Annotated in this window: 18 protein-coding genes and 1 pseudogene; 12 read left to right on the top strand and 7 right to left on the bottom strand. The window is 73.2% G+C overall.

Annotated elements, in window-relative coordinates:
- The first annotated feature begins 36 nt into the window (after positions 1-36).
- The gene (locus FH609_RS17800) at positions 37-1,863 is read left to right on the top strand and encodes a glycosyltransferase family 2 protein (protein ID WP_139668736.1); all 1,827 of its coding nucleotides are present in this window, start codon (positions 37-39) and stop codon (positions 1,861-1,863) included.
- Positions 1,860-3,884 carry a kelch motif-containing protein gene (locus tag FH609_RS17805; RefSeq protein WP_139668738.1) on the top strand — a complete coding sequence of 675 codons (2,025 nt, stop codon included), beginning with the start codon at positions 1,860-1,862 and terminating at the stop codon, positions 3,882-3,884. Before FH609_RS17800 ends, FH609_RS17805 begins: the two co-directional genes overlap by 4 nt.
- Positions 3,885-3,908: 24 nt before the next feature.
- Here FH609_RS17805 and FH609_RS17810 read toward each other — a convergent pair whose 3' ends face one another.
- On the bottom strand, positions 3,909-4,973 hold the full coding sequence (locus FH609_RS17810) for a glycoside hydrolase family 6 protein (protein WP_139668740.1): 1,065 nt from the start codon (positions 4,971-4,973) through the stop codon (positions 3,909-3,911).
- A gap of 166 nt (positions 4,974-5,139) precedes the next feature.
- On the opposite strand from FH609_RS17810, the pseudogene FH609_RS17815 reads away from it, so the two are divergent.
- The 7 genes and pseudogenes from FH609_RS17815 to FH609_RS17845 form a co-directional block, all read left to right on the top strand.
- Positions 5,140-5,646: pseudogene (locus FH609_RS17815) on the top strand (MarR family winged helix-turn-helix transcriptional regulator); the annotation flags it as partial.
- 87 nt (positions 5,647-5,733) lie between these two features.
- Positions 5,734-6,090 (top strand): DUF3817 domain-containing protein, encoded by a 357-nt coding sequence (locus tag FH609_RS17820; RefSeq protein ID WP_139668742.1) that lies wholly within the window; start codon positions 5,734-5,736, stop codon positions 6,088-6,090.
- A gap of 80 nt (positions 6,091-6,170) precedes the next feature.
- The gene (locus FH609_RS17825) at positions 6,171-7,880 is read left to right on the top strand and encodes a methylmalonyl-CoA mutase (RefSeq protein WP_139668745.1); all 1,710 of its coding nucleotides are present in this window, start codon (positions 6,171-6,173) and stop codon (positions 7,878-7,880) included.
- A 1,742-nt stretch (positions 7,881-9,622) separates the two neighbouring features.
- Positions 9,623-10,588: a tetratricopeptide repeat protein gene (locus FH609_RS17830; RefSeq protein ID WP_139668747.1), complete on the top strand. Its 966-nt coding sequence runs from the start codon at positions 9,623-9,625 to the stop codon at positions 10,586-10,588.
- Positions 10,589-11,054: 466 nt separating this feature from the next.
- On the top strand, positions 11,055-11,669 hold the full coding sequence (locus FH609_RS17835; RefSeq protein ID WP_139668749.1) for a DUF6230 family protein: 615 nt from the start codon (positions 11,055-11,057) through the stop codon (positions 11,667-11,669).
- A 107-nt stretch (positions 11,670-11,776) separates the two neighbouring features.
- The gene (locus tag FH609_RS17840) at positions 11,777-12,325 is read left to right on the top strand and encodes a DUF6114 domain-containing protein (protein WP_226961769.1); all 549 of its coding nucleotides are present in this window, start codon (positions 11,777-11,779) and stop codon (positions 12,323-12,325) included.
- Entirely contained in the window at positions 12,315-13,766 is a 1,452-nt protein-coding gene (locus FH609_RS17845; RefSeq protein ID WP_139668751.1) for a hypothetical protein, read from the top strand. The genes FH609_RS17840 and FH609_RS17845 overlap by 11 nt, the downstream gene beginning before the upstream one ends.
- A gap of 128 nt (positions 13,767-13,894) precedes the next feature.
- On the opposite strand, the gene pyk is transcribed toward FH609_RS17845, so the two are convergent.
- From pyk to pta, 3 genes are all read right to left on the bottom strand, one after another.
- A complete protein-coding gene (gene pyk, locus FH609_RS17850) occupies positions 13,895-15,325 on the bottom strand; it encodes a pyruvate kinase (RefSeq protein WP_139668754.1) in 1,431 nt (476 codons plus the stop codon).
- Positions 15,326-15,386: 61 nt separating this feature from the next.
- Complete coding sequence (locus FH609_RS17855; protein WP_139668756.1) at positions 15,387-16,613, bottom strand: acetate kinase; 1,227 nt, start codon at positions 16,611-16,613, stop codon at positions 15,387-15,389.
- Entirely contained in the window at positions 16,610-18,778 is a 2,169-nt protein-coding gene (gene pta, locus FH609_RS17860) for a phosphate acetyltransferase (RefSeq protein WP_139668758.1), read from the bottom strand. The genes FH609_RS17855 and pta overlap by 4 nt, the downstream gene beginning before the upstream one ends.
- A 250-nt stretch (positions 18,779-19,028) precedes the next feature.
- On the opposite strand from pta, the gene FH609_RS17865 reads away from it, so the two are divergent.
- Both FH609_RS17865 and FH609_RS17870 read left to right on the top strand, forming a co-directional pair.
- Entirely contained in the window at positions 19,029-20,054 is a 1,026-nt protein-coding gene (locus FH609_RS17865; protein WP_122185114.1) for an ATP-dependent 6-phosphofructokinase, read from the top strand.
- Positions 20,055-20,204: 150 nt separating this feature from the next.
- Complete coding sequence (locus FH609_RS17870) at positions 20,205-20,510, top strand: hypothetical protein (RefSeq protein WP_139668761.1); 306 nt, start codon at positions 20,205-20,207, stop codon at positions 20,508-20,510.
- Between the two features lie 25 nt (positions 20,511-20,535).
- On the opposite strand, the gene FH609_RS17875 is transcribed toward FH609_RS17870, so the two are convergent.
- On the bottom strand, positions 20,536-21,483 hold the full coding sequence (locus FH609_RS17875; protein WP_139668762.1) for a serine/threonine dehydratase: 948 nt from the start codon (positions 21,481-21,483) through the stop codon (positions 20,536-20,538).
- Between the two features lie 9 nt (positions 21,484-21,492).
- Entirely contained in the window at positions 21,493-22,092 is a 600-nt protein-coding gene (locus FH609_RS17880) for a Uma2 family endonuclease (RefSeq protein ID WP_139668764.1), read from the bottom strand.
- 110 nt (positions 22,093-22,202) lie between these two features.
- Between FH609_RS17880 and FH609_RS17885 the strand changes: the two genes are divergently transcribed.
- Positions 22,203-23,432: an amidohydrolase gene (locus tag FH609_RS17885; protein WP_226961770.1), complete on the top strand. Its 1,230-nt coding sequence runs from the start codon at positions 22,203-22,205 to the stop codon at positions 23,430-23,432.
- A 21-nt stretch (positions 23,433-23,453) separates the two neighbouring features.
- Here the strand turns inward: FH609_RS17885 and glgB are convergent, their stop codons facing one another.
- Positions 23,454-25,628: a 1,4-alpha-glucan branching enzyme gene (glgB, locus tag FH609_RS17890; protein ID WP_139668766.1), complete on the bottom strand. Its 2,175-nt coding sequence runs from the start codon at positions 25,626-25,628 to the stop codon at positions 23,454-23,456.
- Positions 25,629-25,658: the final 30 nt, after the last annotated feature.

Genomic DNA, 25,658 nt, shown 5'->3' on the forward strand with positions numbered 1-25,658 from the left:
TCGGATGGTGGCACCTGCCCCGAAAAGGAGGGTTCCGTGCGGTCTGAGCGGTATGACTACGAGGCCTACAGCCGCCTCGCCGGCCCGCTCACCGAGCCTGGGCCCGGGTACCGGGTGCGGTACCGGAGCCTGCTCGGGCAGGAGCCCCACCGAATACGCGCCACCCTGCTGATGACGCTGGCGCCGACACTGTCGTTGGTGCTGCTGCTGTGGCTGGTGTGGCCCAGCCACTGGACGGAGCGCAGCAACGCGCCGCTCTGGCTGCTGGTCGCCGACGCGGTGATGCTGGGCTGCATCGCGCTGATCGAGCTGTTCCGGCTGGTCAACGTGGTCTCCGTCGCGCACGCCACGATGGTGGCCAGGGACCCGGTCCCGGTGCTGCCGGAGGCCGGCACCCGGGTGGCGTTCCTCACCACCTTCGTGCCGGGCAAGGAGCCCCTCGCCATGGTGCGGGCGACCCTGGAGGGCGCCGTCCGGCTGCGCCACAGCGGCCCGCTGGACGTGTGGCTGCTCGACGAGGGCGACGCCCCCGAGGCGCGGGAACTCTGCGCCGAGCTGGGCGTTCACCACTTCACCCGGCGCGGCGTCCCGCACTGGAACCAGCCCAGTGGGCCGCACCGTTCGCGGACCAAGCACGGCAACTACAACGCCTGGCTCGACGCGCACGGCGAGGACTACGACTACTTCGCCTCGGTCGACACGGACCACGTTCCGCTGCCCGGCTTCCTGGAGCGGATGCTGGGCTACTTCCGCGACCCCGACGTGGCCTTCGTCGTCGGCCCGCAGGTCTACGGCAACTACGAAGCGCCGGTCACCAAGGCCGCCGAGAGCCAGCAGTTCCTCTTTCACGCGCTGATCCAGCGCGCCGGCAACCGCTACCGCTCGCCGATGTTCGTCGGCACCAACAACGCGGTGCGGATCGCCGCGCTGCGCTCCATCGGCGGGCTGTGCGACTCGGTCACCGAGGACATGGCCACCGGCTTCGAGCTGCACCGCACCGTCAACCCGGACACCGGCAACCGCTGGCGTTCCGTCTACACGCCCGACGTGCTGGCGGTGGGCGAGGGCCCCTCCTCGTGGACGGACTTCTTCAGCCAGCAGCTGCGCTGGTCACGCGGCACCTACGAGACGCTGCTGCGCCAGTACGGGCGCGGGCGCGGCCGGCACCGCCCGGGCAGCCTGCTCAACTACACGCTGATGCTGGCCTTCTACCCGATGGCGGCGATCACCTGGACGCTGGGCGTGCTGGGCTGCGTGCTCTATCTGACGCTGGGCGCCTCCGGCACCCAGGTGTCGTCATCCGTGTGGCTGATGCTCTACAGCGACGTGGCGGCGCTCCAGGTCGGGCTGTACGTCTGGAACCGGCGGCACAACGTCTCGCCGCACGAGCCCGAGGGCTCCTCCGGCACCGCCGGGATGCTGATGTCCGCGCTCTCCGCGCCGGTCTACGCCCGTTCGCTGCTGGACACGGTGCTACGCCGCACCTCCACCTTCGTGGTCACGCCCAAGGGCGGCGAGGCCAGCCCCGACCGGGCCGCGACGTTCCGCTGGCATCTGGGCTGGGCCGGGGCGCTGACCGTCGCGCTGCTGGTCTCCGTGGCGCTGGGCCACACCCATGTGGCCATGCGGACCTGGGCGTTGATCGCGCTGGCGGTCGCCCTGGCGCCGCCGGCCATCTGGGCCTGGACCAGCCGCGAGCCGACGCGCCGCACCCCGGGGCGGCACCGGGCCGCCGGGCCCTGGACCCGCCTGGGCACCGTCCGCCGGCCGCTGCCGGCCGAGCCCGGGCCCGCGACCGGGACCACCCCGACCGACCCCGGCGGTGAACGACCGCCCCGACGCCCCGTGGGAGCCGACGCATGAGCCGTGCACGACGCCGTCACCCCTACCGCCCCAGCCGCCGGCTGCGGAAGCTGGCCCTCGGCAGCGGGGTCACCCTGCTGCTGGTCGGCCTGAACGCGCCCGCCGCCGTGAGCTTCGCCCAGCAGCAGCTCCACGAGTACCGGATATCCCGCCCCGCCTACCAGGCGCGGTACGGCTCCTGGGAGGTGGTGGACGTTCCCGAGGAGTACCGCACCAACGCCATCCACGCGGCCCTGCTGCACACCGGCAAGGTGCTGCTGATCGCCGGCTCCGGCAACAACGAGGACCAGTTCGACGCCGGGACCTTCGACAGCATCCTGTGGGACCCGGAGGACAACACCTTCGAGAAGGTGCCGACCCCCGACGACCTGTTCTGCGCCGGGCACGCCCAACTCCCGGACGGCAAGCTGCTGGTGGCCGGCGGCACCCTGCGCTACGAGGTGCTGGGCGACGCGGTCACCCACGCCGGCGGGCCGATGCTGATCAAGAACGAGGACCCCGACCAGAGCCGCGAGTTCCCCCAGGGCACCCGGCTGCGCGGCCCCAACGGCCAGCTCTACGAGACGACCAACGCGATCACCGTGCCGGCCGCCGACAAGCGGGAGCGGGAACGGGAGCCCGCCGAGGACGCCGAGAGCGACGCCGGGGACGCCGCGAACGCCGAGGACGCCGCGGACGGCGGGGCGGAGATCACCATCACGGCGGGCGAGGAGCGGGTCTTCGTCAGCGCCGTGGAGGAGGGCGAACAGGGCGTCGTCGACGAGCCGGGCCAGTACGAGATCCTGGGCCTTGAGGGCGAGGACGCCCGCAACCTCTACGGCCTGGCCGCCGAACTCACCCTGGACGACCAGGACTTCCAGGGCATCGACGTGGCCTACGAGTTCGACCCGGTCGCCGAGCGCTATGTGCCCGTCGACCCGATGGCCGAGGCGCGCTGGTACCCGACGCTGACCACCCTCCCCGACGGCCGGGTGCTGACCGTCTCCGGGCTCGACGAGGTGGGCGAGGTGGTGCCCGGGATCAACGAGATCTACGACCCGAAGACCAAGACCTGGTCCGAGGCGCCCGAGCGCTACTTCCCGACCTATCCGGCGCTCTTCCTCACCGAGGGCGGCAAGATCTTCTACACCGGCTCCAACGCCGGCTACGGGCCCGCCGACGAGGGCCGGGTGCCGGGCATCTGGGACCTGGAGGACAACTCCTTCGAGGAGGTCGGCGGCCTCTCCGACCCCGACCAACTGGAGACCTCCGCCTCGCTGTTGCTGCCGCCGGCCCAGGACCAGCGGTTCATGGTGCTCGGCGGGGGCGGCGTCGGCGAGTCCGCCAAGTCCACCGAGCGGACCGCCATCGTCGACCTCACCGAGGAGGACCCGACCTACCGCGAGGGCCCCAGCCTGCCGCAGGGCACCCGCTACCTCAGCAGCGTGCTGATGCCGGACGACACCGTCTTCACCTCCGGCGGCTCCACCGACTACCGGGGGCGCGGCAGGAGCGACGTGTTGCGGGCGCAGTTCTACGATCCGGCGAAGGGCGCCTTCGTGCCGGCGGCCGACCCCACCGTGGGCCGCAACTACCACTCCGAGGCGCTGCTGCTGCCCGACGGGCGGGTGGCGACCTTCGGCTCCGACCCGCTCTACGGCGACAAGGACAACACCAGGCCCGGCGAGTTCGAGAAGCGCATCGAGGTCTACACCCCGCCCTATCTCTTCGACGGCCGCGAGGAGACCCGGCCGGCACTGGACGACGGGCCCCAGAGCGCCACGCTCGGCGAGACCGTCACCTTCGACACCGGGGACGCCGACCGGATCGCCACCGCCCGGCTGATGCGGCCCAGCGCCGTCACCCACACCACGGACGTGGAGCAGCGCTCCCTCCAGCTGGAGCTGGAACGCGCCGAAGGCGAGGTGCGGTTGGCGCTGCCCGAGGACCCCTCCCTGGTGCCGCCCGGCTGGTACATGGTCTTCGTCACCGACCGGGAGGGCACCCCGTCCGAGGCGAAGTGGATCAAGGTCGGGCCCTGAGCCCGCCGAACCCCCCACCGTCGCTCACTCCCGGGCGCGCTCGGCCAGCGCCAGCGCGTACTCCGGCCACCAGCGGCCGGGCTCGGGTCCGCCCCGGCACTCGCCGTCGGACTCGCCCGGCCGCTTCACCCACAGATAGGCGTCGACCAGCTCGTCCCCCGTGTCCGTCGTCGGCGGGGTGCCCAGGGCGCGGCCCGGCGGGTTGCACCAGCGCTCGTCGCCGCCCTCCTCCCAGGGCCCGTTGCCGTTGCGGCTGGTGTCGATGACGAAGTGCGCCCCGCCCAGCAGCCCGGACAGCTCCCGGCCGTAGGCCGTACTGGCGTCCGTGGTCTGGAAGTTGGAGACGTTGAGCGCGAAGCCGTCCGCGCGCTCCACGCCGGAGCCGCGCAGCGCCTCGGCGAGCCGGCCGACATCGGTGACCCAGTCCGGGTTCCCCGCGTCGAGGTAGACCCGGGTGCCCGGCTGCTCCCCGAGCCGGTCCACCGCGTCGGAGAGCAGCGCGTACCGGTCCTCGACATACATGGGCGCGGTGCAGCCGTCGAGGGTGTGCGGCACGGCGTCCGGCTCCAGGACGACGACGGCCTTCGCGTCCCCGATGGCGGAGGCGAAGGCGTCGATCCACTCCCGGTAGGCGTCGTCGCTGGCCGCGCCGCCCTCGGAGTACTGGCCGCAGTCGCGGTGCGGGATGTTGTAGGCGACGAGCAGCGCGGTGCGGTCCTCGGCGGTGGCGGCCTCGGTGATCCGCCGCACCTGGGGCCCCGGGTCCTCCTCGCCCGGCGGCCAGTGGGACAGCGGCCGGTCGGCGATTCGGCGCAGGGTGTCGGCGTCCTCGGCCCGCCCCGACTCCTCCCACTGGCGCACCTGTTGGGCGGCGGGGGAGTCGGGATCGACCCAGAACTCCGAGGAGTCCTCGGCGAGCGGGGCGCTCGACTCGCCCTCGCTCCCCGGTCCCGACGGATCGGCGCTGCCGGAGGAGCAGCCGAGGGCGAGCAGGGCGAGGATCAGGGGGAGGATCGGGAAGAGGCGGTTCAGGGCCAACGAGAGGGGCCGGCCGGGCCGGCGACGCGGTGCGGTGGTGGGGCTGGACATGTGCGTCATGGTGCCACGAGGGTCTGACAATCCGTGGTCGTGCGATCACGGAACGCGCCCTACGGTGCCGCCGCCTGTGGTCACCCGCTCGCCCCGGGTCACCGACCTGGGGCGATTCACCACAACGGCCGCACACCGCCCCGGCGTGCCGGGTAGGGTCGCTCCCGTGTCCAAGCCGCTCAGCCTCCCGTTCGACCCCATCGCGCGCGCCGACGACCTGTGGAAGCAGCGATGGGGCTCCGTCCCGTCCATGGCCGCGATCACCTCGATCATGCGGGCCCACCAGATCCTGCTCGCCGAGGTCGACGCCGTGGTCAAGCCGCACGGCCTGACCTTCGCCCGCTACGAGGCGCTGGTGCTGCTCACCTTCAGCCGGGCCGGCGAGCTGCCGATGTCCAAGATCGGCGAACGGCTGATGGTCCACCCCACCTCCGTCACCAACACCGTGGACCGGCTGGTGCGTTCGGGCCTGGTCACCAAGCGGCCCAACCCCAACGACGGCCGGGGCACGCTGGCCTCCATCACCGAGCGCGGCCGCGAGGTCTGCGACGCGGCGACCCGGGACCTGATGGCCGCCGACTTCGGGCTGGGCGCCTACGACGACGAGGAGTGCCGGGAGATCTTCGCCATGCTGCGCCCGCTGCGCGTGGCGGCCCGCGACTTCGAGGCCCCGGGCGAGGTACCGGTGGCCAGGGCCGGCGCCGACCCAGGGGAAGCCCCGCGCGCGGAACGACCGGAATGACCCGATAGGCTCGCCCGCATGAAGCGGAGTGTGCTCACCCGGTACCGGGTCATGGCCTATGTCACTGCGGTGATGCTGCTGGTCCTCGGCACCTGCATGGTCTTCAAGTACGGCTTCGACACCGGCGAGGGCCTGACCCTCGTGGTGTCCCAGGTCCATGGCCTGCTCTACATCATCTACCTGGTCTTCGCCTTCGACCTGGGGCAGAAGGCCCGCTGGCCGTTCGGCAAGCTGCTGTGGGTGCTGGTCGCCGGCTCCATCCCGTTCGCCGCGTTCTTCGTCGAGCCCCGCGTCACCGCCGAGGCGGAGCCGCTGGTGGAGCGCGACGACGACGAGGGCGTCGGAACCGGCGCCGAGGAGACGGCCCGCGCCTGAGCGGCGCGGCCCCCGGCCGGCGGAGACCGGTCGGGGCGCATCCTTGGACAGATAGTTGGACGTCCAAGTAAATTGGCGGTATGGACGCTGACGCCATCGAAGCGGGCCGCCGACGCTGGCAGGCCCGGTACGACGCGGCCCACACCAGGGACGCCGACTTCACCACGCTCTCCGGGGACCCCGTGGAGCCCGTCTACGGCCCCGCGCCCGGGGACAGCTACGCCGGCTTCGAACGGATCGGCTGGCCCGGGGAGTTCCCCTTCACCCGGGGGCTGCACCCCACCGGGTACCGGGGCAGGACGTGGACCATCCGCCAGTTCGCCGGCTTCGGCAACGCCGAGCAGACCAACGAGCGCTACCGCACCATCCTGCGCAACGGCGGCGGCGGGCTCTCCGTCGCCTTCGACATGCCGACCCTGATGGGCCGCGACTCCGACGACCCCAAGGCCCTCGGCGAGGTCGGCCACTGCGGCGTCGCCATCGACTCGGCCGCCGACATGGAGGTCCTCTTCCGGGACATCCCGCTGGGCGAGGTCACCACCTCGATGACCATCTCAGGCCCGGCCGTGCCCGTCTTCTGCATGTATCTGGTCGCGGCCGAACGGCAGGGCGTCGCGATCGAGACGCTCAACGGCACGCTCCAGACCGACATCTTCAAGGAGTACATCGCGCAGAAGGAGTGGCTCTTCCCGCCCGAGCCGCATCTGCGACTGATCGGCGACCTGATGGAGTTCACCGCCGCCCGCATCCCCGCCTACAAGCCGCTGTCGGTCTCCGGCTACCACATCAGGGAGGCCGGGGCGACGGCCGCGCAGGAGCTGGCGTACACCCTCGCCGACGGCTTCGCCTACGTGGAGCTGGGCCTCAGCCGGGGCCTCTCGGTGGACGAGGTGGCGCGCGGGCTGTCGTTCTTCTTCGACGCGCACATCGACTTCTTCGAGGAGATCGCCAAGTTCCGCGCCGCGCGCCGGATCTGGGCCCGCTGGATGCGGGACGTCTACGGCGCCACCAACGAACGCGCCCAGTGGCTCCGCTTCCACACCCAGACCGCCGGCGTCTCGCTGACCGCCCAGCAGCCGTACAACAACGTGGTCCGCACCGCCGTCGAGGCGCTGTCGGCCGTGCTGGGCGGCACCAACTCGCTGCACACCAACGCCCTCGACGAGACCCTGGCGCTGCCCAGCGAACGCGCCGCCGAGATCGCGCTGCGCACCCAGCAGGTGCTGATGGAGGAGACCGGGATCACCTCCGTCGCCGACCCGCTGGGCGGCTCCTGGTACGTGGAGCGGCTGACCGACCGGATCGAGGCCGACGCGGAACGGATCTTCGAGGAGATCGCCGAACGCGGCCGGCGCGCGCTGGCCACCTCGGGCGCGGCCGACCACCCGATCGGTCCGATCACCTCCGGGCTGCTCAGCGGGATCGGGGACGGCTGGTTCACCGGGCAGATCGCGGAGTCCGCGTTCCAGTACCAACAGGCGCTGGAGAAGGGCGACAAGCGGGTGGTCGGCGTCAACTGCCACACCGCTTCGGTGACCGACGAGCTGGAGATCCTGCGGGTCAGCCACGAGGTGGAACGCGAGCAGGTGCGGGTGCTGGCGGCGCGCCGCGCGGCCCGCGACGACGCGGGGGTGCGCTCGGCGCTGGCCGAACTGGTGCGGGTGGCGCGGGGCGAGGGCGACACCATCGCGCCGATGCTCGCGGCGGTGCGGGCGGAGGCGACGCTGGGGGAGATCTGCGAGGCGCTGCGCGAGGTCTGGGGCGGCTACACGGAGCCGGCGGGCTTCTGACGGTGCCCTGCCCTGCCCGGGCGGGTTTCGGGGAGCCGGCGCGGGGCGCGCTGCGCGCGCAGCGCGGGGCGGGGCCGCGGCGCTTCGCGCGCGGCGGGGCGGTGGCGCGGCGCCGCTGCGCGGCGCGTTGCGTGGGGCCCTGGCCGGGCGGGCGGTGCGGGTGCCGTTGCGCGGCGCTTCGCGCGCGGCGAGTTGGGTTGTGGGGCCGTGGGCCGTGGGCCGTTGCGCCTTGGCCGGGCGGAGCTTGCGGTGCGGTGAGGTGGTGCGGCATCCCGTGCGGCGCGTGGTGTGGGTCCCGTTGGGTTGCGCTTCGGGCCCGGCGGGGCCCTTGCCGGCGAGCCCGGCCGAGCGGGCGGTGCGTGTGCCGCGCGGCCGTTGGGGCACCGGTGGTGTCAGCTGCGGGTGGTTGGGGGCGGCACCGTGGTGGCGGCCCCTGGCCGGGGTGCCGGTGGCCCCCCGGGCCGGTGCCGCGCTCACGCGCGGGAGGCGGGGCGCGGGGCCGTTGCCCGTGGCCGGGGGCGCCTGCCGGCCACGGTCAGAGAATGCACCGCCCGGAGGCCGACCGCGCGGTGCCTGTGGCGGGCGCCGCGTCACGGAGTTGCGCCCGCCGGCAGTCGGCCGGCGCGACACTGGTGTCGCGCTCCGCGCGCGGAGTGGGGCGGTGCCCATGGCCCGTGACCCGGTGGCCCGGGTCGAAGACGCACCACCCGGGCGCCGATCGCGCAGTGCCTGTGTCGGGAGCCGCCCTGGTCGGGTGCCGTGCGGAAGCTCGGCAACGGGCGGTGGCGCGGGGGGCGTTGGGTACGTCGGGCCGGCCGGAGTTCGGGAACCGTTCGATCGGCCCGGGCCGCGCCGGAGCTTCCGCGCACGTCGGGTCCCGCAACACGCGGTGCCGCGTGGCACGTTGGGCCACCGGTTCCCCGACGGTGCCCTTCCCGGCCGGGTCACGACCGGTCCCTTTGGCGCGGGGTCCACTGCGGGTGCGGCGAGTTGAGGGCTGCGGTGCGCGTTCGGTCCGAGCCGCGCTCCGGTGGGGAGGGACGGACGACGTGGGTGGCGGCCGGCGGCAACGATGGGCGGATCGAGCGCCCCGCGTCTGGCGACTTCCGAACCCATCCGGGTCCCGGCGGGCGCGGATCTGCGACGCGTGGCTCCCGGCCATGGGGACTGCCCCGTGCGTGGCGCAACGCCGGTGCCGGGCCGGTTGACCTCCGGCCTGTCCGGCTGCCGGCGGGCGCAGCCCGAGGGGCGCAGGTCCGCGAGACGGTACCCGGGCGACGGGCACCTCCGTGCGCGGTGCGGCGCCGCGTTGGCCGGCTTCGGGGCGATGCGCCTTCGGCCCGGGCGCCGGTGGCGCGCCGCGCGCGGGAGTCAGGCGGCGCGCCCATGGGCCGTGAGCCGGTGGCGCCCCGGCCACGGGCCGCCACCCCCGCCCCCCGCGCGTGAGCGCGGCATCCGCGCCGCCCACCCGGCGGAGCCCGCCGCGCAGGGCCCCAACTCGCCGCGCGCACAGCACCGACCCGGCACCCGCACCGCCCGGCCCGCCGCACCGCCAGGCCCCGCCCGGCCGGTGTCCGCCCGGCCAGGGCCCCGCGCAGCGGCACCGGCCTCCGGCCGTTTCCGGTCCGGGCCACCGCCCCCGGTCCCGGCCGGCGGCCCCCCGGGCCGCTCGGCCTTCCCCGAAGGCCCGCCCGGCCAGGGCCTCGTTCCGGAACGCTCGCCGGAGGAGGGAGACTGGTGCCATGCAGCCACGCAACATGTCCATGAGCGGAGCCGTCGATCTCTCCGCGGTCAAGGCCGCGGCCGAGGCCAAGCAGAAGGCCGAGCAGGCCCGCGCCCAGCGGGCGGCCCAGCCGGACGCGCCGGCGGCCGCCGTCTCCCTGGTGATCGACGTCGACGAGGCGACCTTCGAGCAGGAGGTGGTTCAGCGCAGCGCCGAGGTTCCGGTCGTCATCGACTTCTGGGCCGAGTGGTGTGGGCCGTGTAAGCAGCTCAGCCCGGTGCTGGAGCGGCTCACCGAGGAGTACGCGGGGAGGTTCGTCCTCGCCAAGATCGATGTCGACGCCAACCAGCGGCTCTTCCAGCAGTTCGGGGTGCAGGGCATCCCGGCGGTCTTCGCGGTGATCGCCGGTCAGGCCCTGCCGCTCTTCCAGGGCGTGGCCCCCGAGCCCCAGGTGCGGCAGGTGTTGGACCAGTTGATCCAGGCCGCCGAGGAGCGCTTCGGCATCGTGGGTCAGCCCGTCGACCCGGAGGCGGCCGCCGCCGCCAGGGTGGCCGGGCCGGTGGAGCCGCCGGCGGACCCGGCGTTGGCGCACGCGCACGCGGCGCTGGACGCGGGCGACCTGAACGGCGCGATCCAGGCCTACGAGAACATCCTCGCCACCGAGCCGGGCAACACCGAGGCCGCGCTCGGGCTCGGCCAGGCGAAGCTGCTGGCGCGGGTGCAGGGGACGTCGGCCGAGCAGGCGCGGAAGGACGCGGCCGAGCGGCCCGAGGACGTCGAGGCCCAACTGGCCGTCGCCGACCTGGATCTGGTGGGCGGCCATGTCGAGGACGCGTTCAGCCGGTTGATCTCCACCGTGCAGCGCACGGCGGGCGACGACCGGGATGCCGCCCGGGTGCGCCTGTTGGAACTCTTCGACGTGGTGGGGCCCGACGACCCCCGGGTGGTCGCCGCGCGCTCCGCGCTGGCCCGGGTGCTCTTCTGAGCTGAACCCGACTCATCCGACCGACGGCGGCCGCGTTTTACCAAAACTTGGTAAATGTGGCCGCCGTCACATAGGGTGTGGACTCCCGGTAGACCAGGGGCGATTGAGGGGCATTGAGGCGCCTATGGGCGCTTTCTGACCCGACACCCTCCGTGGATGAACGGGCGCGATCCTCCCCGGTCTGCCATATCGCCATTACTGGCAAGTAACGAACCTCTTGTGTCCCGCCGTGAGATAGACCACGATCGGCGGGGCCGACTCGGCCACGCGTCGGCCGTGGTGTGTGACCCACCGCCCCCGCGGCGGGTGTCGTGCCGCGCAACCGAAGGCCGTCTCCCGGCGGCCAGTGGCTGTCACCGGAGCGCTGCTGCCGGGGACAACGCACCTCTCCCCTCCGGAGTTCCCGGGCGGTACACGCATCGACCGCCGGGTCCGAGGGAGATGTTCGTCCGAGAAGGAGGAAGTCATGGAGTCACAGGCTCGCGGCGGCACCAGATGGCGGCGTTTCGGTCTGGTCATGGTGCCGAGCGTGGCCGCTACCGCTGCGATAGGCGTCGCCCTCTCCCAGGGGGCACTCGCCGCCTCGTTCGCCGTGTCGGGGCAGCAGTTCAAGGTCAGCGTCGACCGGCTGGACGGTGAGGGCTTCGTTCAGTACGGGGCCATGGTCACCCCGGCCGGCGGGGAGGAGCGGCCGGTCGCGGTCTCCGCGTTCGACCACGCCACCATCAACAACCTGTGCCAGTCGGTGGTGTTGCCCGTCCCGTTCTTCGGCGACGTCACCGTGCGGATCGGCGCGGGTTCCGACCCGGACAACCCGGTCGAGGCGGACAACCTCTTCATCGACCTGGAGCAGTTGAACGCGGACGCCACCTTCACCAACATCGACATCGGTGTCGCGGCCGACCAGACGACCAAGGGCCCCACGCCCGAGGCCGGCGTGCTGCCGGGGTCGTTCGCGCAGCAGTCCGACCGCGCGGTGTTGAACGACGTGCGCCAGACCGCCTGGGCGACGTCGGCCGGCACCTTCAAGCTCAGCGATCTGAGCCTGTCCCTGCACCGGGGCGCGAACGAGTGCTTCTGACGGTCTGAACCGCTCCTGGGGCAGGGCGGAGGGCCTGTCTCTGCCCCGGAGGGGCACCGCCGTATCGTGCGTCCCGCCACTGAACCGCGCCAAGGGGAGTACGTGCCGTGAGCACCAACATCGATGTCGCACCCACCGAGTCGCTTGTCGCCCGGGGGCGGCTGGCCTTCCGCCGCTTCCGCTGGGGGCGGCCGTTCTGGGCCGGGTTGTTCACCATCGTCGCCGGGCTGCCCATCGCCTATCTCCCGTATGCCAACCTGACGTTGGGGCAGCTGACCATCCGGATGGCCACCACGGCGGGCGCGGGGTCGCTGGTGATCGGCATCCTGCTGGTGGTGTTGGGGCTGACGATCTGGTTCCAGCCGCAGGTGCGCATATTCGCCGGCGTGGCCGCGATCCTGCTGTCGCTGGTCTCGCTGGTCGTGTCCAACTTCGGTGGATTTCTGGTGGGTTTCGTCTTCGGCATGGTGGGCGGTGGCATGAGCATCGCCTGGATGCCGGGCGAGCCCGTGGCCTCGACGACGGACGAGGCGGACACCGCGGACCGGGAGCCTCCGGTCCTGACGCCCGGCACGGGCAGCGCGCTGGCCTCCTTCGAAGGCCCGGCGCGGGCCCACGGGGATGAACCGGGGAAGGGAAACCCACGTGCCGACTGAAGACATATCCGCCGCCGAGGGCGAGGCGGCGGCCCGGCTCGCCGCCTCGCGGCGGTCCCTGCTGCGCCGGCTGCACATGCCGGTCGGCAAGGCGATAGCCCTCGCCGCGATGCCCTCGGCCGCGCTGCTGGGCATGGGGTTCACCTCGCCGCTGGCGAAGGCCGACCCCCAGCCGGAGAACCCGTTCGCCGGGGAGGCGTGCGTGGAGATGCCGGACGAGCCGCCGGCGGGCGTGGAGGCCGAGGAGGCCGAGGAGACCGACGCCTCGTCGGAGGACGAGGGGGCAGCGGAGGCCGGGTCGGAGGAGCCGCCGGCCGAGGAGGCCGGGGGGTCCGAGGAGCCGCCGGTCGCCGAGGAGCCGGCCGAGCCGCCCGCCGACGAGGCTCCGGTGGCGCCGCCCGAGGAAGAGCCCGCGCCGGAGGAGCCGCCGGCCGACGAGGAGCCCGCCGAGCCGCCGGCCGACGAGGAGCCCCAACGGCCCAACCCCTGGGACCCGTTGGGCCTGGGCGAGGGCCTCGCCGAGCTGGGCGAGGGCGTCTGGGACCTGCTGACTCCGGGCGAGCGTGCCGAGTACGAACGGGCGCAGCGCGAGGCCGAGGCGGAGGCCGAGCGGCAGCGCCAGGCGGAAGCGGAAGCAGCGGCCGAGGCGGAGGCCGAACGCGAGGCGGCCGCCCGGGCCGAGGAGGAGGCGGAACGGCAGCGCCGCGAGGAGGAGCAGGCGGCGGCCGAGGAGGCCGAGCGGCAGCGACAGGCGGAGGCCGAAGCGGAAGCCGAGGCCGAACGCGAGGCGGCCGAACGCGAGGAGGCGGAGGCGGCGGAGCGCGAGGCCGAGGAGGCCGCCGAGGCGGAGCGGGAGCGCCGCGAGGAGGAGCGGGCGGCGGCCGAGGACGAGGCCGCCGAGGACGACCGGGAGATCGACGCGGACACGATCCCCGGCGCCGGCGAGCCGTTCCCCTGCCCCGAGGAGCTGCGGGTCCCGGGCGACGACGAGCAGACCGCGTTCACCCTGCCCGACGAGTCCTGGTACCTGGACGCCACCTATCTGACCCTGCGCGGCCTGAGCTACCACGGCGTGGTCAACGTGACGACGGCCAGCGGCAACGTCAAACAGGTGCTCAAGTTCACCGCCGACAAGCTGGACATCGGCGACCTGCACCAGATCGTCGACGCGCCGGGCGGCGTCCGCTACCACGTGGCGACCGCGCCCGGCTCCAACTCGACGTTCCGGGACGGCACGGTGACCATGTACACCGAGCGCCTGGAGGGCAACCTCTTCGGGGTGATCCCGGTGGTCTTCGACGCCGAGCACCAGCCGCCGCTCGACCTGCCGATCGCCCACTTCACCGACGTCTTCGTCACCCAGGCCGGGCAGTTCGGCGGCACCCTCTCGATGCAGGGGATGCACTCCTACACCACCGCGGACGGCCCCACCGTTCCCTGAGAGCCTCGGCCGACAGCCCCGAGGACAGCCCCGAGAGACCGCGACTCCCCGTCCCCACACGGCACATCCCCGCCGGCCCGCACCTCGGGCCGACGGGGATGTGCCGCGCAGGAGAGCGGTGAACGGGCTCAGGCGCCGCCGTGGCCGCCCAGGTGGTGAACCCGGACCATGTTGGTGGTGCCGGGCACGCCGGGGGGCGAACCGGCCGTGATGATCATGGTGTCGCCGGTCTCGTAGCGGTTGAGCCGGGACAGCTCCGCGTCGCACAGCTCGACCATCTCGTCGGTGTGGTTGACCAGCGGAACGACGAAGGTCTCCACGCCCCAGCTGAGCGTCAGCTGGTTGCGGGTCGACGCCTCGGTGGTGAAGGCGAGGATCGGCTGCACCGACCGGTAGCGGGACAGGCGGCGGGCGGTGTCGCCCGACTTGGTGAACGCGATCAGCGCCCGCGCGTCCAGGAAGTCAGCCATCTCGGCCGCCGCCCTGGCCACCGAACCGCCCTGGGTGCGCGGCTTCTTGCCGGCGACCAGCGGCTGGAGGCCGCGCGAGAGCAGCTCGTCCTCGGCGGCCACCACGATCTTCGACATGGTCTTGACGGTCTCGATCGGATAGCGCCCCACCGAGGACTCCGCCGACAGCATCACCGCGTCCGCGCCGTCCAGGATCGCGTTGGCCACGTCGGACGCCTCGGCGCGCGTCGGGCGGGAGTTGGTGATCATCGACTCCATCATCTGGGTCGCCACGATCACCGGCTTGGCGTTGCGGCGACACAGGTCGATCAGCCGCTTCTGCACCATGGGCACCTGCTCCAGCGGGTACTCCACGGCCAGGTCGCCCCGGGCCACCATCACCCCGTCGAAGGCGAGGACGACCTCCTCCATGTTCTCCACGGCCTGCGGCTTCTCGACCTTGGCGATCACCGGAACCCGGCGGCCCACCCGGTCCATCACCCGGTGCACGTCCCGCACGTCGTCCGCGTTCCGCACGAAGGACAGCGCCACCATGTCGGCGCCGAGCCGGAGCGCGAACTCCAGGTCCTCGACGTCCTTGCCGGAGAGGGCCGGCACGTTGACCGCGACGCCGGGCAGGTTGATGCCCTTGTGGTCGGAGATCACGCCGCCCTCGATCACGATGGTGCGGACCCTCGGGCCGTCCACCTCCAGCACCTGGAGGGAGACGTTGCCGTCGTTGATCAGGATCGTCTCGCCCTTGGCCACGTCGCCCGGCAGGCCCTTGTAGGTGGTGCCGCAGATCGAGCGGTCGCCGGGGACGTCCTCGGTGGTGATGGTGAACTCGTCGCCGCGCCGCAGCTCGACGGGTCCGTCGGCGAAGGTCTCCAGGCGGATCTTCGGGCCCTGGAGGTCGGCCAGCACCCCGATGGGGCGGCCCGTCTCCTCGCTGGCCTTGCGGAGTCGGTGGTACCGCTCCTCGTGCTCCTCGTGGCTGCCGTGGCTGAAGTTGAAACGGGCCACGTTCATGCCGGCGTCGATGAGCGCCTTCAGGTTCTCGAAGGAGTCGACGGCGGGGCCCAGGGTGCAGACGATTTTGGAGCGGCGCATGGAAGCGATCCTATCGTTTTGTTCCATGGTGGAATAATTTGCGGGCTCAGGTTAGCGGAGGTCAGGCGTTGACCAGGGCGAATGCCTGGGTGGCGATCTCCAGTTCCTCGTCCGTGGGCACCACGGCGACGGCAACCCGAGCGTACTCCGGCGAGATCAGGCGGGGGCCGCGAACGGCGGCGGTGTTCAGCCGTTCGTCGATCGCGAGCCCCAGGGCGTCCAGGCCGGCGACCGCCGCCGTTCGCACCCGCGTCGCGTTCTCCCCGACGCCGGCCGTGAACGCCACCGCGTCCACCCGGCCCAACACCGCGACATAGGCGCCCAGATACGACCGCAGCCGGTGGATGTACACGTCGAACGCCAGCCGCGCCCGCGTATCCCCGGCGTCCATCCGCCGCACCACCTCCCGCATGTCGTTGTCGCCGCACAACCCCCGCAGCCCGGAACGGGAGTTGAGCAGCTCGTCGATCTCGGCCACCGACATCCCGGCGACCCGGGACAGGTGGAAGACCACCGCCGGGTCGATGTCCCCCGAGCGGGTGCCCATCACCAGCCCCTGAAGCGGCGTCAGCCCCATCGAGGTGTCCACGCACCGCCCGCCGGCCACCGCCGCCGCCGAGGCGCCGTTGCCCAGGTGAAGGGTGATCACGTTCACCTCCTCGGGCCGCCGGCCCAGCAGTTCGGCGGTGCGGCGGGAGACGAAGGCGTGCGAGGTGCCGTGAAAGCCGTAGCGGCGGATGCGGTGCTCCGCCGCGACCTCCGCGTCGATCGCGTAACAGGCCGCGTGGTCCGGGATGGTGGTGTGGAACGCGGTGTCGAAGACCGCCACCTGCGGCACGTCCGGGTTGATCGCCAGCGCGGTGCGGATGCCGGCCAGGTTGGCCGGATTGTGCAGCGGGGCCAGCGGCACCAGCCGCTCGATCTCCGCCAGCACCCGCTCGTCCACCACCGTCGGCTCGGTGAACGTCCGCCCGCCGTGCACCACCCGGTGCCCGATCGCCGCCAGTTCGGGGGAGTCCAGGCCGAGCCCGTCGGCGGCCAGCTCCTCGCCGGCCGCGCGCAGCGCCGCCGCGTGGTCGGGCAGCGGCAGCTCGCGCTCCCTGCGCCCGCTGTCGCCGTCGCCGTCGCCGTTCGTTCCGGCCGGGGTGTGGACCAGCCGGCCCGGGCCGTCCTCGCCGATCCGCTCCACCAGCCCGGTCGCCAGCCGGCGGCCGGCGGGCATGTCCAGCAGCTGGTACTTCAGCGAGGAGGAACCGGAGTTGAGCACCAGCACCTGGGTGGCGTTCACGTTGCCGAGACGTCCTTTCGGGAGCGGGCGGCGGTCCTGGCCGCCGCCTCCTGGGCCTGGACGGCGGTGATCGCCACCGTGTTGACGATGTCCTGCACCAGCGCGCCCCGCGACAGGTCGTTGACCGGCTTGCGCAGCCCCTGGAGCACCGGGCCCACCGCGACCGCGCCGGCGGAGCGCTGCACCGCCTTGTAGGTCGCGTTGCCCGTGTTCAGGTCGGGGAAGACCAGCACCGTGGCCTGGCCCGCGACCTCGGAGCCCGGCAGCTTGGTCGCCGCCACGGACGGCTCCACCGCCGCGTCGTACTGGATCGGCCCCTCCACCAGCAGGTCGGGCCGGGCGGCGCGGACCAGCTCGGTGGCCTCCCGCACCTTGTCCACGTCCGGGCCCGAGCCCGAGGTGCCCGTCGAGTAGGAGAGCATCGCCACCCGGGGCGTGACCCCGAACTCGGCGGCCGTGTGCGCCGACTGGATCGCGATGTCCGCCAGCTGGGCCGCGTTCGGGTCCGGGTTGACCGCGCAGTCCCCGTAGACCAGCACCCGGTCGGCCAGGCACATGAAGAAGACCGAGGAGACGATCGCCGCGTCGGGCTTGGTGCGGATCACCTCGAACGCCGGCCTGATCGTCGCCGCCGTGGAGTGCGCCGCGCCGGAGACCATCCCGTCGGCCAGGCCCTCGCGCACCATCAGCGTGCCGAAGTACGAGACGTCCGAGACCACGTCGAACGCCAGCTCCTCGCTGACGCCCCGGTGCGCCCGCAGCCGCGCGTAGATCTCGGCGAACCGCTCCCGCAGCGGCGAGGTCACCGGGTCGACCACCCGGGCCACCGGGCCCGCGCCGTCGGCCGCGCCGTCGATCGCCTCGTCGGCGCCCAACAGGGCCAGATCCAGGCCCAGTTCGGCCGCCCGGCGGCGCACGGTCGCCTCGTCGCCCAGCAGCGTCAGGTCGCACACCCCGCGCCGCAGCAGCACCTCGGCGGCGCGCAGCACCCGTTCCTCGGTGCCCTCGGGCAGCACCACATGGCGGCGGTCGGTGCGCGCCCGCTCGATCAGGCCGTGCTCGAACATCATCGGCGTCACCCGGTCCCCGCGCGCCACCGACAGCCGCTCGGCCAGGCCCGCCGTGTCCACGTGCGTCTCGAAGAGGCCGAGCGCCAGCTCCGCCTTGCGCGGGGTCGCCGCCGTCAGCTGCCCCTCAAGCCCGGACAGCTCCGTCGCGGTCGCGAACGAGCCGGCCGCGACCGACAGCACCGGCGTTCCCGGCGAGAGGCGGGCGGCCAGCCGCAGCGTCGCCTCGTCCGGCCGGTCGCCCAGCGTCAGCAGCACGCCGGCGATCGGCGGCGAGCCGGCCGAGTGCGCCGCCAGCGCGCCCACCAGCAGGTCGGCCCGGTCGCCCGGGGTGATCACCAGGCAGCCCTCGGTCAGCGCGGCGAGGAACGTCGGCAGCGTCGCCCCGCCGAAGACGTAGTCCCGCACGTCCCTGGCCAGCCCCGCGTGGTCGCCCAACACCACCTCGGCGCCCAGCGCCCTGCTGACCTGCGCCACCGTCGGCGCCGCCAGCGTCGGGTCCTCCGGCAGCACCGAGAACGGAACGGGAAGGTGGCCGGCCAGCGCCGCCACCGTGGCGGGGATCTCGGCGGCCGGCACCCGGTTGGCGATCATCGCCAGCACGTCGCAGCCGAGCGCGGTGAACGCGTTGTGCGCGTTCCGCACCTCGGCCGCCGTCGCCTCGCCGTCCTGCGCCACGCCGGCGACGACGGGCAGCACGGGGGCGCCGAACTCGTTGGCCAGCCGGGCGTTGAGCGTCAGCTCGGCCGGCAGCTGGGTGTCCGCGTAGTCGGTGCCCAGCACCAGGACCACCTCGTAGGCGTCGGCCACCCGGTGGTACCCGCGCACCAGCTCGGTGACCAGCTCGTCCATCCCGCGCTCGGCCAGCAGCGCGGACGCCCGCTGGTAGCCCATGCCGACGATCTCCTCGGGCGGCTGGCCCAGCCGGTAGCGGGCGCGGAGCAGCTCCACCACCTGGTCGGCGCGGCCCTCGTGGGCGAGCGGCCGGAAGAGCCCGACCCGGTCCACGGTCCGCGTCAACAGCTCCATGACACCCAGCTCCACCAGCTGCCGGCCGTCACCCCGGCCGATGCCGGTCACATACACGCTGCCTGGCACAGGTCCCCTCCCGCTCCTTGTCGCTTTTGACCGTAACCCGGTCAGGAACGGACCCGCGCGCCGGGCCCTCGGGGGCTGCTCCGCCGGCCCCTCGGGCGGTGCTCCGCCGGTGCTCGTCGAGCGTTGGTCCGGGGTTCGGCCGGCGTTGGTCGCTGGACAGCCTCTCGTGAAACAATCCCGACGGCCCCGAAGGCGAGGCCGGTCACCCTCACCACCCAACCAGCGTCAAGCGAGGAAAGAGCGGTCCAAAATGCGCATCGGAGTTCTCACTGCGGGCGGCGACTGCCCTGGTCTCAACGCGGTGATCCGGTCGGTTGTGCACCGTGCCGTGGTGGATCGCCAGGACCAGGTGATCGGATTCGAGGACGGGTTCAAGGGCCTGCTCGAAGGTCGCTACCGCACGCTCGACATCAACGAGGTCAGCGGCATCCTGGCCAGGGGCGGCACCATCCTGGGCTCCAGCCGGCTGGAGCGGGCGCGGCTGCGCGAGGCGTGCGACAACGCCGAGCAGTTCCGGCACAAGCTCAGCCTGGACGCCCTGATCCCGATCGGCGGCGAGGGCACCCTGACCGCCGCCAAGATGCTGGCCGACGCCGGCATCCCCGTGGTGGGGGTCCCCAAGACCATCGACAACGACATCTCCGCCACCGACCGCACGTTCGGGTTCGACACCGCCGTCGGCGTGGCCACCGAGGCGATCGACCGGCTGAAGACCACCGCCGAGTCCCACCAGCGCGTCATGGTCGTCGAGGTCATGGGGCGGCACGCCGGCTGGATCGCCCTGGAGGCCGGGATGGCCGGCGGCGCCCACGGCATCTGCGTCCCGGAGCGGCCCTTCGAGGTCGACGCGATGTGCAAGATGATCGAGTCCCGCTTCGAGCGCGGCAAGAAGTTCGCCGTGATCTGCGTCGCCGAGGGCGCCCGGCCGGCCGAGGGCTCGATGCCCTACGAGCGTGGCGAGATCGACCCCTACGGGCACGAGCGGTTCACCGGCATCGGGACCCGGCTCGCCGCCGAGCTGGAGCAGCGGCTCGGCAAGGAGGCCCGGCCGGTGATCCTGGGCCACATCCAGCGCGGCGGCACGCCCACCGCGTACGACCGGGTGCTGGCCACCCGCTTCGGCTGGCACGCGGTGGAGGCCGCGCACCGGGGCGAGTTCGGCATGATGACGGCGCTGCGCGGCACGGACATCGTGATGACCCCGCTGGCCGACGCGACCGCCGAGCTGAAGCGCGTCCCGCAGAACCGGATGGACGAGACCGAGGCCGTCTTCTGACCCGAGGCGGAGTCCGTGCGGCGGGCCGATGGCATCGCACGGGTGTGACACCGAGAACGTGCCAAAAACCGGGAGTTGCCACTCCTTGGCACATCCCGGTTTTCGGCAAGTTTGCCGAGGCCGGGCAGGCTGGTGCGGCTGCTGGCCGACGTGACACCTCTGAGGGAACGGGCCGATCAGACGGACCTGTTCCGTGCCACCCGCCCCCTGGGCGTGATCGCGCCCAACGGAGTGCGAGCCGTGCTCGACGAGCTGACCGGGACCGCCGGAGGCGGTGAACGGGACGTCCTGATCACCGGGTCCTACGCGGCCAAGGCCGTGGCCCCGTCGGCCCGAGCCAACGGGTGTTGGACCGAGCTCGCCGTCCAGGCTCTCGCGGGGGACGTCCCGGAGTCCCGCGTGCGGGCGTTGGCGCCCCGCTATGTCGCCCGGCTGGGCGCCGGATCAGGCGCCTGAGGCCCTGCCCCCGCCACTCCGGCGGTCAGCCCGCCAGGTCCGAGGGGTCCGTGTTCGCGCCGCACAGCACCACGCACACCTCGCCGTCCGGCGGCGGCTTCGGCGCCCCGGCCAGCGCGGTGGCCGCCGCGTGCTCCACCGCGATCCGGTGGTCGAGCCACAGCCGGCGCCGGGTCGCGACGATCTCCTCGTCGGGCACCAACACCGAGCGCACATGCGGCTGTTGGGCCCACCACAGCGCGTCGGCCGAGACCCGGCGGGCGCCGAGGGAGTCGGCGGCCACCGAGGCGACGGGAACGTCCACCACCCGCCCGGCGGCCAGCGCCGCGTGCAGCGCCCGGCAGCGCTCGGGCTCCACGGCCACCACGTCGAGCCCGTGCTCGGCGGCCGCCGCCGCGACGCCCGCCAGCAGCCCGCCGCCGCCCACCGCGACCACCACCGTGGTCACCGAGGGCCGGGCGGCGACGATCTCGTCCACCAGCGTCCCGGCGCCGGCCGCCACCAGCGGCTGGTCGTAGGCGTGCGAGGCCAACGCGCCCCGCTCCGCGACGAACGCGGCGCACGCCTTCTCCGCCTCCGCGTACTCCGCGCCGACCTGCCGCACCTCGGCGCCCAGCGCCCGCAGCCGCGCCACCTTGACCGGCGGCGCCGTGGTCGGCGTGAACACCGTCGCCGGCACCCCCTCGCGCGCCGCCGCCCAGGCGGCGGCCAGGCCCGCGTTGCCGCCGGAGGCGATCGCGACGCCGGCCTCGGGCAGCCGGCCGGCGGCCCGGCGCGCGGTGAGGAAGTTCAGCGCGCCCCGCGCCTTGAACGACCCGGTGTGCTGGAGGAACTCCAGCGCGAACCAGGCCCGTTCACCCGCCGGCGCCAGCGCCACCGGCCGCACCCCGCCGGCGATCCGCTCCCCGGCCGCCCGCACATCCGCGTATCCCAGTGCCTTGTTCTCAGCGTTCCCAGCGTTCTCACCGCTCATCCCGCCAGCCTAGGCGGGCGGCCCCAGCAGGATGTCGGCCCCCACCTCGATCTTCTCGCCGACCGAGCCGACCGGGGCGACCGACTCCGGCAGGACGAAGGTCTCGCCCGGCCGGTAGGTGGACCGCGTCCGGTACTCGCCGTCCCGGGGATCGGTCAACAGACTCACCCGCCGCGCCCGCCGGTCCCCGATCAGATACACGGGAACGCCGGCCCGCGCGTAGGCGAGGGGCTTGGCCACGATGTCGCTGGTGAGGTTGCTTGAGGTGACCTCCACGACCATGCGGAAGACATGGGGTGCGTAGCAGTTGAACGCCACCAGGTGCTCCTTCACGTCCTCCTCCACGACCGCGAGATCGGGGACGACATAGTCGTCGCCGGAGGGGAGCCAGAGCCCGACACTCTGGACCACGTTGACCCCCAGGGTCTCCAGCGGCGCGAGGGCGAGCGTCAGTTGGGTGAGGGCACGCGCGTGCCCGAAGTCCGCGGGGAGATTCACAACCAGTCTTCCTTCGACAACTTCCGGGCGGTAGCCGGGCATGGTCTGGTACACCGTCTCGGCAAGATCCAGCAGCGACATGCTGTTCTTCCTCTCCGGACTCTCGGCCATGGGCCCTACCTCGATCCTGGAAGCGGTCGTTGGCGCCAGAATCGATTCTGCCAGCTCAGCGGGGGCGCGGGCCCGGGGCGCGCGCCGGGGTGGGTATAGGTTCGGGCGGCATGAACAGAGGTGTGGACATAGCGATCAGGTCCGGTTACGTGGTGCCGGTGGACGGCGAACCGATAACGGGCGGCACGGTGCTGGTGGTTGACGGGAGGATCGCGGCCGTGGGGCCGGACGCCGAGGTGGCGGTGCCGGACGGGGTGCGGGTGGTGGACGCCTCGGGCCGCTGGGTGCTGCCGGGCTTCGTCGAGGCGCACGGCCACATCGGGGTGCACGAGGAGGGCGAGGGCTGGGCCGGCGACGACACCAACGAGATGACCGACCCGGTCGGCGCCCGGATGCGGGCGTTGGACGCCATCAACCCGGCCGACCAGGGCTTCGCCGACGCGCTCGCCGGCGGCGTCACCAGCGCGGTGATCAAGCCGGGCTCGGGGAACCCGATCGGCGGCCAGACCGTCGCCGTCAAGTGCTGGGGCCGCACGGTCGACGAGATGCTGGTGCGGCAACCGGTCAGCGTCAAGAGCGCGTTGGGCGAGAACCCGAAGCGGGTCTACGGCGAGAAGAAGCAGCTGCCCTCGACCCGGCAGGGCGTCGCGGCCGTGATCAGGGACGCGTTGACGCGGGCCGACGCCTACCGCGCGCGCCGGGCGCGCGCCGAGGCGGACGGGGAGCCGTTCGAGCGGGACCTGACGCTTGAGGTGCTGGCGCGGGTGTTGGACGGCGAGCTGCCGTGGTGCCAGCACACCCACCGCGCCGACGACATCGCCACCGCGATCCGGCTGGCCGACGAGTTCGGCTACCGGCTGGTGATCAACCACGGCACCGAGGCCCATCTGCTGGCCGACGAGATCGCCCGGCGCGACATCCCGGTGATCAGCGGGCCGCTGTTCACCACGCGCTCCAAGGTCGAGGTGCGGCAGCGGACGTTGGCCAACCCGGGCATCCTGGACCGGGCCGGGGTGCGGGTCGCGATCACCACGGACCACCCGGTGATCCCGATCAACTTCCTGGTCCACCAGGTCACGTTGAGCGTCAAGGAGGGCCTGGACCGGGACCGGGCGCTGGCCACCATCACCACCAACCCGGCGGCCATCCTGGGCCTGGACGACCGGGTGGGCGCGCTCCGCCCCGGCCTGGACGGCGACGTGGTGATCTGGTCCGGCGACCCGCTGGACGTGATGAGCCGCGCGCTGCGGGTCTTCGTCGAGGGCCGCGAGGTCTACGCCTGGGACGAGGAGCGCCGCGCGGGCACGGTCGTCGACCCGTACTACCGCGAGTCCGTCTGACCGAACCCGGAGACGGCCGGCTCAGGCCGGGACGAGCCAGACCGTGGCCAGCGGCGGCAGCGTCGGGGTGACGCTGGCGGGCCGGCCGTGGCTCGGTGCCGTCTCGGCCTTGAGCGGCTCGGGGTTGGTGACCCCGCCGCCGCCGTAGCGGAGTTCGTCGGTGTTGAGGACCTCCCGCCAGGCGTCGGCGAGGCCCGGCACCCCGAGCCGGTAGCCGTGGCGGACCACGGCGGAGAAGTTGCTGACGGCCAGCAGCGGGGAGCCGTCGGCGGCGAACCGGAGGAACGCCAGCACGTTGTCGGTCGCCGCGTCGGCGGTGACCCAGGCGAAGCCGCCCGGGTCGGTGTCGCGCTCCCAGAGCGCGGGGGTGGCGCGGTAGCGCGCGTTGAGGTCGCGCACCAGGTCGCGCACGCCCCGGTGGTCGCCGGCGGCGACATAGTCGTCGGCGAGCACCCACCACTGCGGGCCCTCGGCCTCCGACCACTCGGCGCCCTGGGCGAACTCCTGTCCCATGAACAGGAGTTGCTTGCCCGGGTGGGACCACATGAACGCCAGATAGGCCCGCACGTCGGCCCGGCGGCGCCACCAGTCGCCCGGCGTCTTGGAGACCAGCGCGCCCTTGCCGTGCACCACCTCGTCGTGCGAGATGGGCAGGACGTAGTTCTCCGAGTAGGCGTAGTGCATGGCGAACGTCATCCGGTGGTGGTGCCAGGCCCGGTGCACCGGGTCCTCGCCCAGGTAGAGCAGGGTGTCGTGCATCCAGCCCATGTTCCACTTGAAGCCGAAGCCGAGACCGCCGTGGTCCGTTGCCCGGGTGACGCCGTCCCAGGCGGTTGACTCCTCGGCGACGGTGATCACGCCGGGGCAGCGGCGGTAGACCGTGGCGTTCATCTCCTGGAGGAACGCGACCGCGTCCAGGTTCTCCCGGCCGCCGTGCGCGTTGGGCAGCCACTGGCCGTCCTCGCGGCTGTAGTCCAGGTAGAGCATGGAGGCCACCGCGTCCACCCGCAGCCCGTCCACGTGGTACTCCTCGCACCAGTAAACGGCGTTCGCCACCAGGAAGTTCCGCACCTCGCGGCGGCCGTAGTCGAACTCCAGCGTGCCCCAGTCCGGGTGCTCGGCGCGGCGCGGGTCGGGGTGCTCGTAGCAGGGGGTGCCGTCGAACCTGGCCAGCGCCCACTCGTCCTTGGGGAAGTGCGCCGGCACCCAGTCGATCAACACCCCGATCCCGGCCCGGTGGAGGGCGTCCACCAGGTGCTTGAAGTCGTCGGGGCCGCCGAGCCTGGCGGTGGGGGCGTAGTAGCCGGTCACCTGGTAGCCCCAGGAGCCGCCGAAGGGGTGCTCGGCCGGCGGCATCAGCTCGACATGGGTGAAGCCCAGGTCCCTTACGTAGGCGGGGAGTTGCTCGGCCAGCTCGCGGTAGCCGAGCCCTGGCCGCCAGGAGGCGGGGTGCAGCTCGTAGATCGAGAGCGGCGCTGCGTGCGCCGGGCGCTTCGCGCGGGCGGCCAGCCAGTCGGCGTCGCCCCAGACATAGTCGCTGCGGTGCACGATCGAGGCGTTGGCCGGGGGGCACTCGGTACGGCGCGCGAGGGGGTCGGCGCGCAGGGAGTGCGCGCCGTCGGCGCCGAGCACGTCGTACTTGTAGAGCGCGCCGGCGTCCACGCCGGGCACGAACAGCTCCCACACGCCGCTGGAGCCGAGCGAGCGCATGGGCAGCTGGGTCGGGTCCCAGTGAGTGAAGTCGCCGGTGACGCGCACCCCGCGCGCGTTGGGCGCCCAGACGGTGAACCGGGTGCCGGCCACGCCCTGGTGGGTCATCGGGCAGGCGCCCAGTGCCTCCCACAGCCGCTCGTGCCGGCCCTCGGCGATCAGGTGCAGATCGAGTTCGCCGAGCGCGGGCAGGAAGCGGTACGGGTCGTCCGCCACCACCTCGGTGCCGTCCGGGTAGGCGACCACCAGCTGGTACGCCTCGGGCGCCGGGCCCGCGAGCAGCCCGGCGAAGAACCCGTCGCCCAGGTCTTCCAACGGAACGTCGACGCCGCCGGCGCGCACCGCGACCCGGCGCGCGAGCGGGCGCAGGGCGCGCACGAGGGTCCCGCCCTCGACCGGATGCGCCCCCAACAGCGCGTGCGGGTCGTAGTGCGCCCCGTCGAGCAACAGGGCGCGGTCCTGGGCCGAGAGCTTCACGGTGGGGATCTCCTTTGCGGCGGGCGGCCGTTGGGGGCG

Origin of the sequence: Streptomyces sp. 3MP-14 (assembly GCF_006334905.2) — a bacterium.
Taxonomy (GTDB): Bacteria; Actinomycetota; Actinomycetes; order Streptomycetales; family Streptomycetaceae; genus Streptomyces; species Streptomyces triticirhizae.

Coding starts and splice junctions, on each gene's coding strand:
- FH609_RS17865 (WP_122185114.1), top strand. CDS start 19,029: ATGCGCATCGGAGTTCTCACTGCGGGCGGCGACTGCCCTGGTCTCAAC.
- FH609_RS17810 (WP_139668740.1), bottom strand. CDS start 4,973: ATGTCCAGCCCCACCACCGCACCGCGTCGCCGGCCCGGCCGGCCCCTC.
- FH609_RS17875 (WP_139668762.1), bottom strand. CDS start 21,483: ATGAGCGGTGAGAACGCTGGGAACGCTGAGAACAAGGCACTGGGATAC.
- pyk (WP_139668754.1), bottom strand. CDS start 15,325: ATGCGCCGCTCCAAAATCGTCTGCACCCTGGGCCCCGCCGTCGACTCC.
- FH609_RS17880 (WP_139668764.1), bottom strand. CDS start 22,092: ATGGCCGAGAGTCCGGAGAGGAAGAACAGCATGTCGCTGCTGGATCTT.
- FH609_RS17885 (WP_226961770.1), top strand. CDS start 22,203: ATGAACAGAGGTGTGGACATAGCGATCAGGTCCGGTTACGTGGTGCCG.
- FH609_RS17835 (WP_139668749.1), top strand. CDS start 11,055: ATGGAGTCACAGGCTCGCGGCGGCACCAGATGGCGGCGTTTCGGTCTG.
- FH609_RS17830 (WP_139668747.1), top strand. CDS start 9,623: ATGCAGCCACGCAACATGTCCATGAGCGGAGCCGTCGATCTCTCCGCG.
- FH609_RS17805 (WP_139668738.1), top strand. CDS start 1,860: ATGAGCCGTGCACGACGCCGTCACCCCTACCGCCCCAGCCGCCGGCTG.
- FH609_RS17825 (WP_139668745.1), top strand. CDS start 6,171: ATGGACGCTGACGCCATCGAAGCGGGCCGCCGACGCTGGCAGGCCCGG.
- FH609_RS17820 (WP_139668742.1), top strand. CDS start 5,734: ATGAAGCGGAGTGTGCTCACCCGGTACCGGGTCATGGCCTATGTCACT.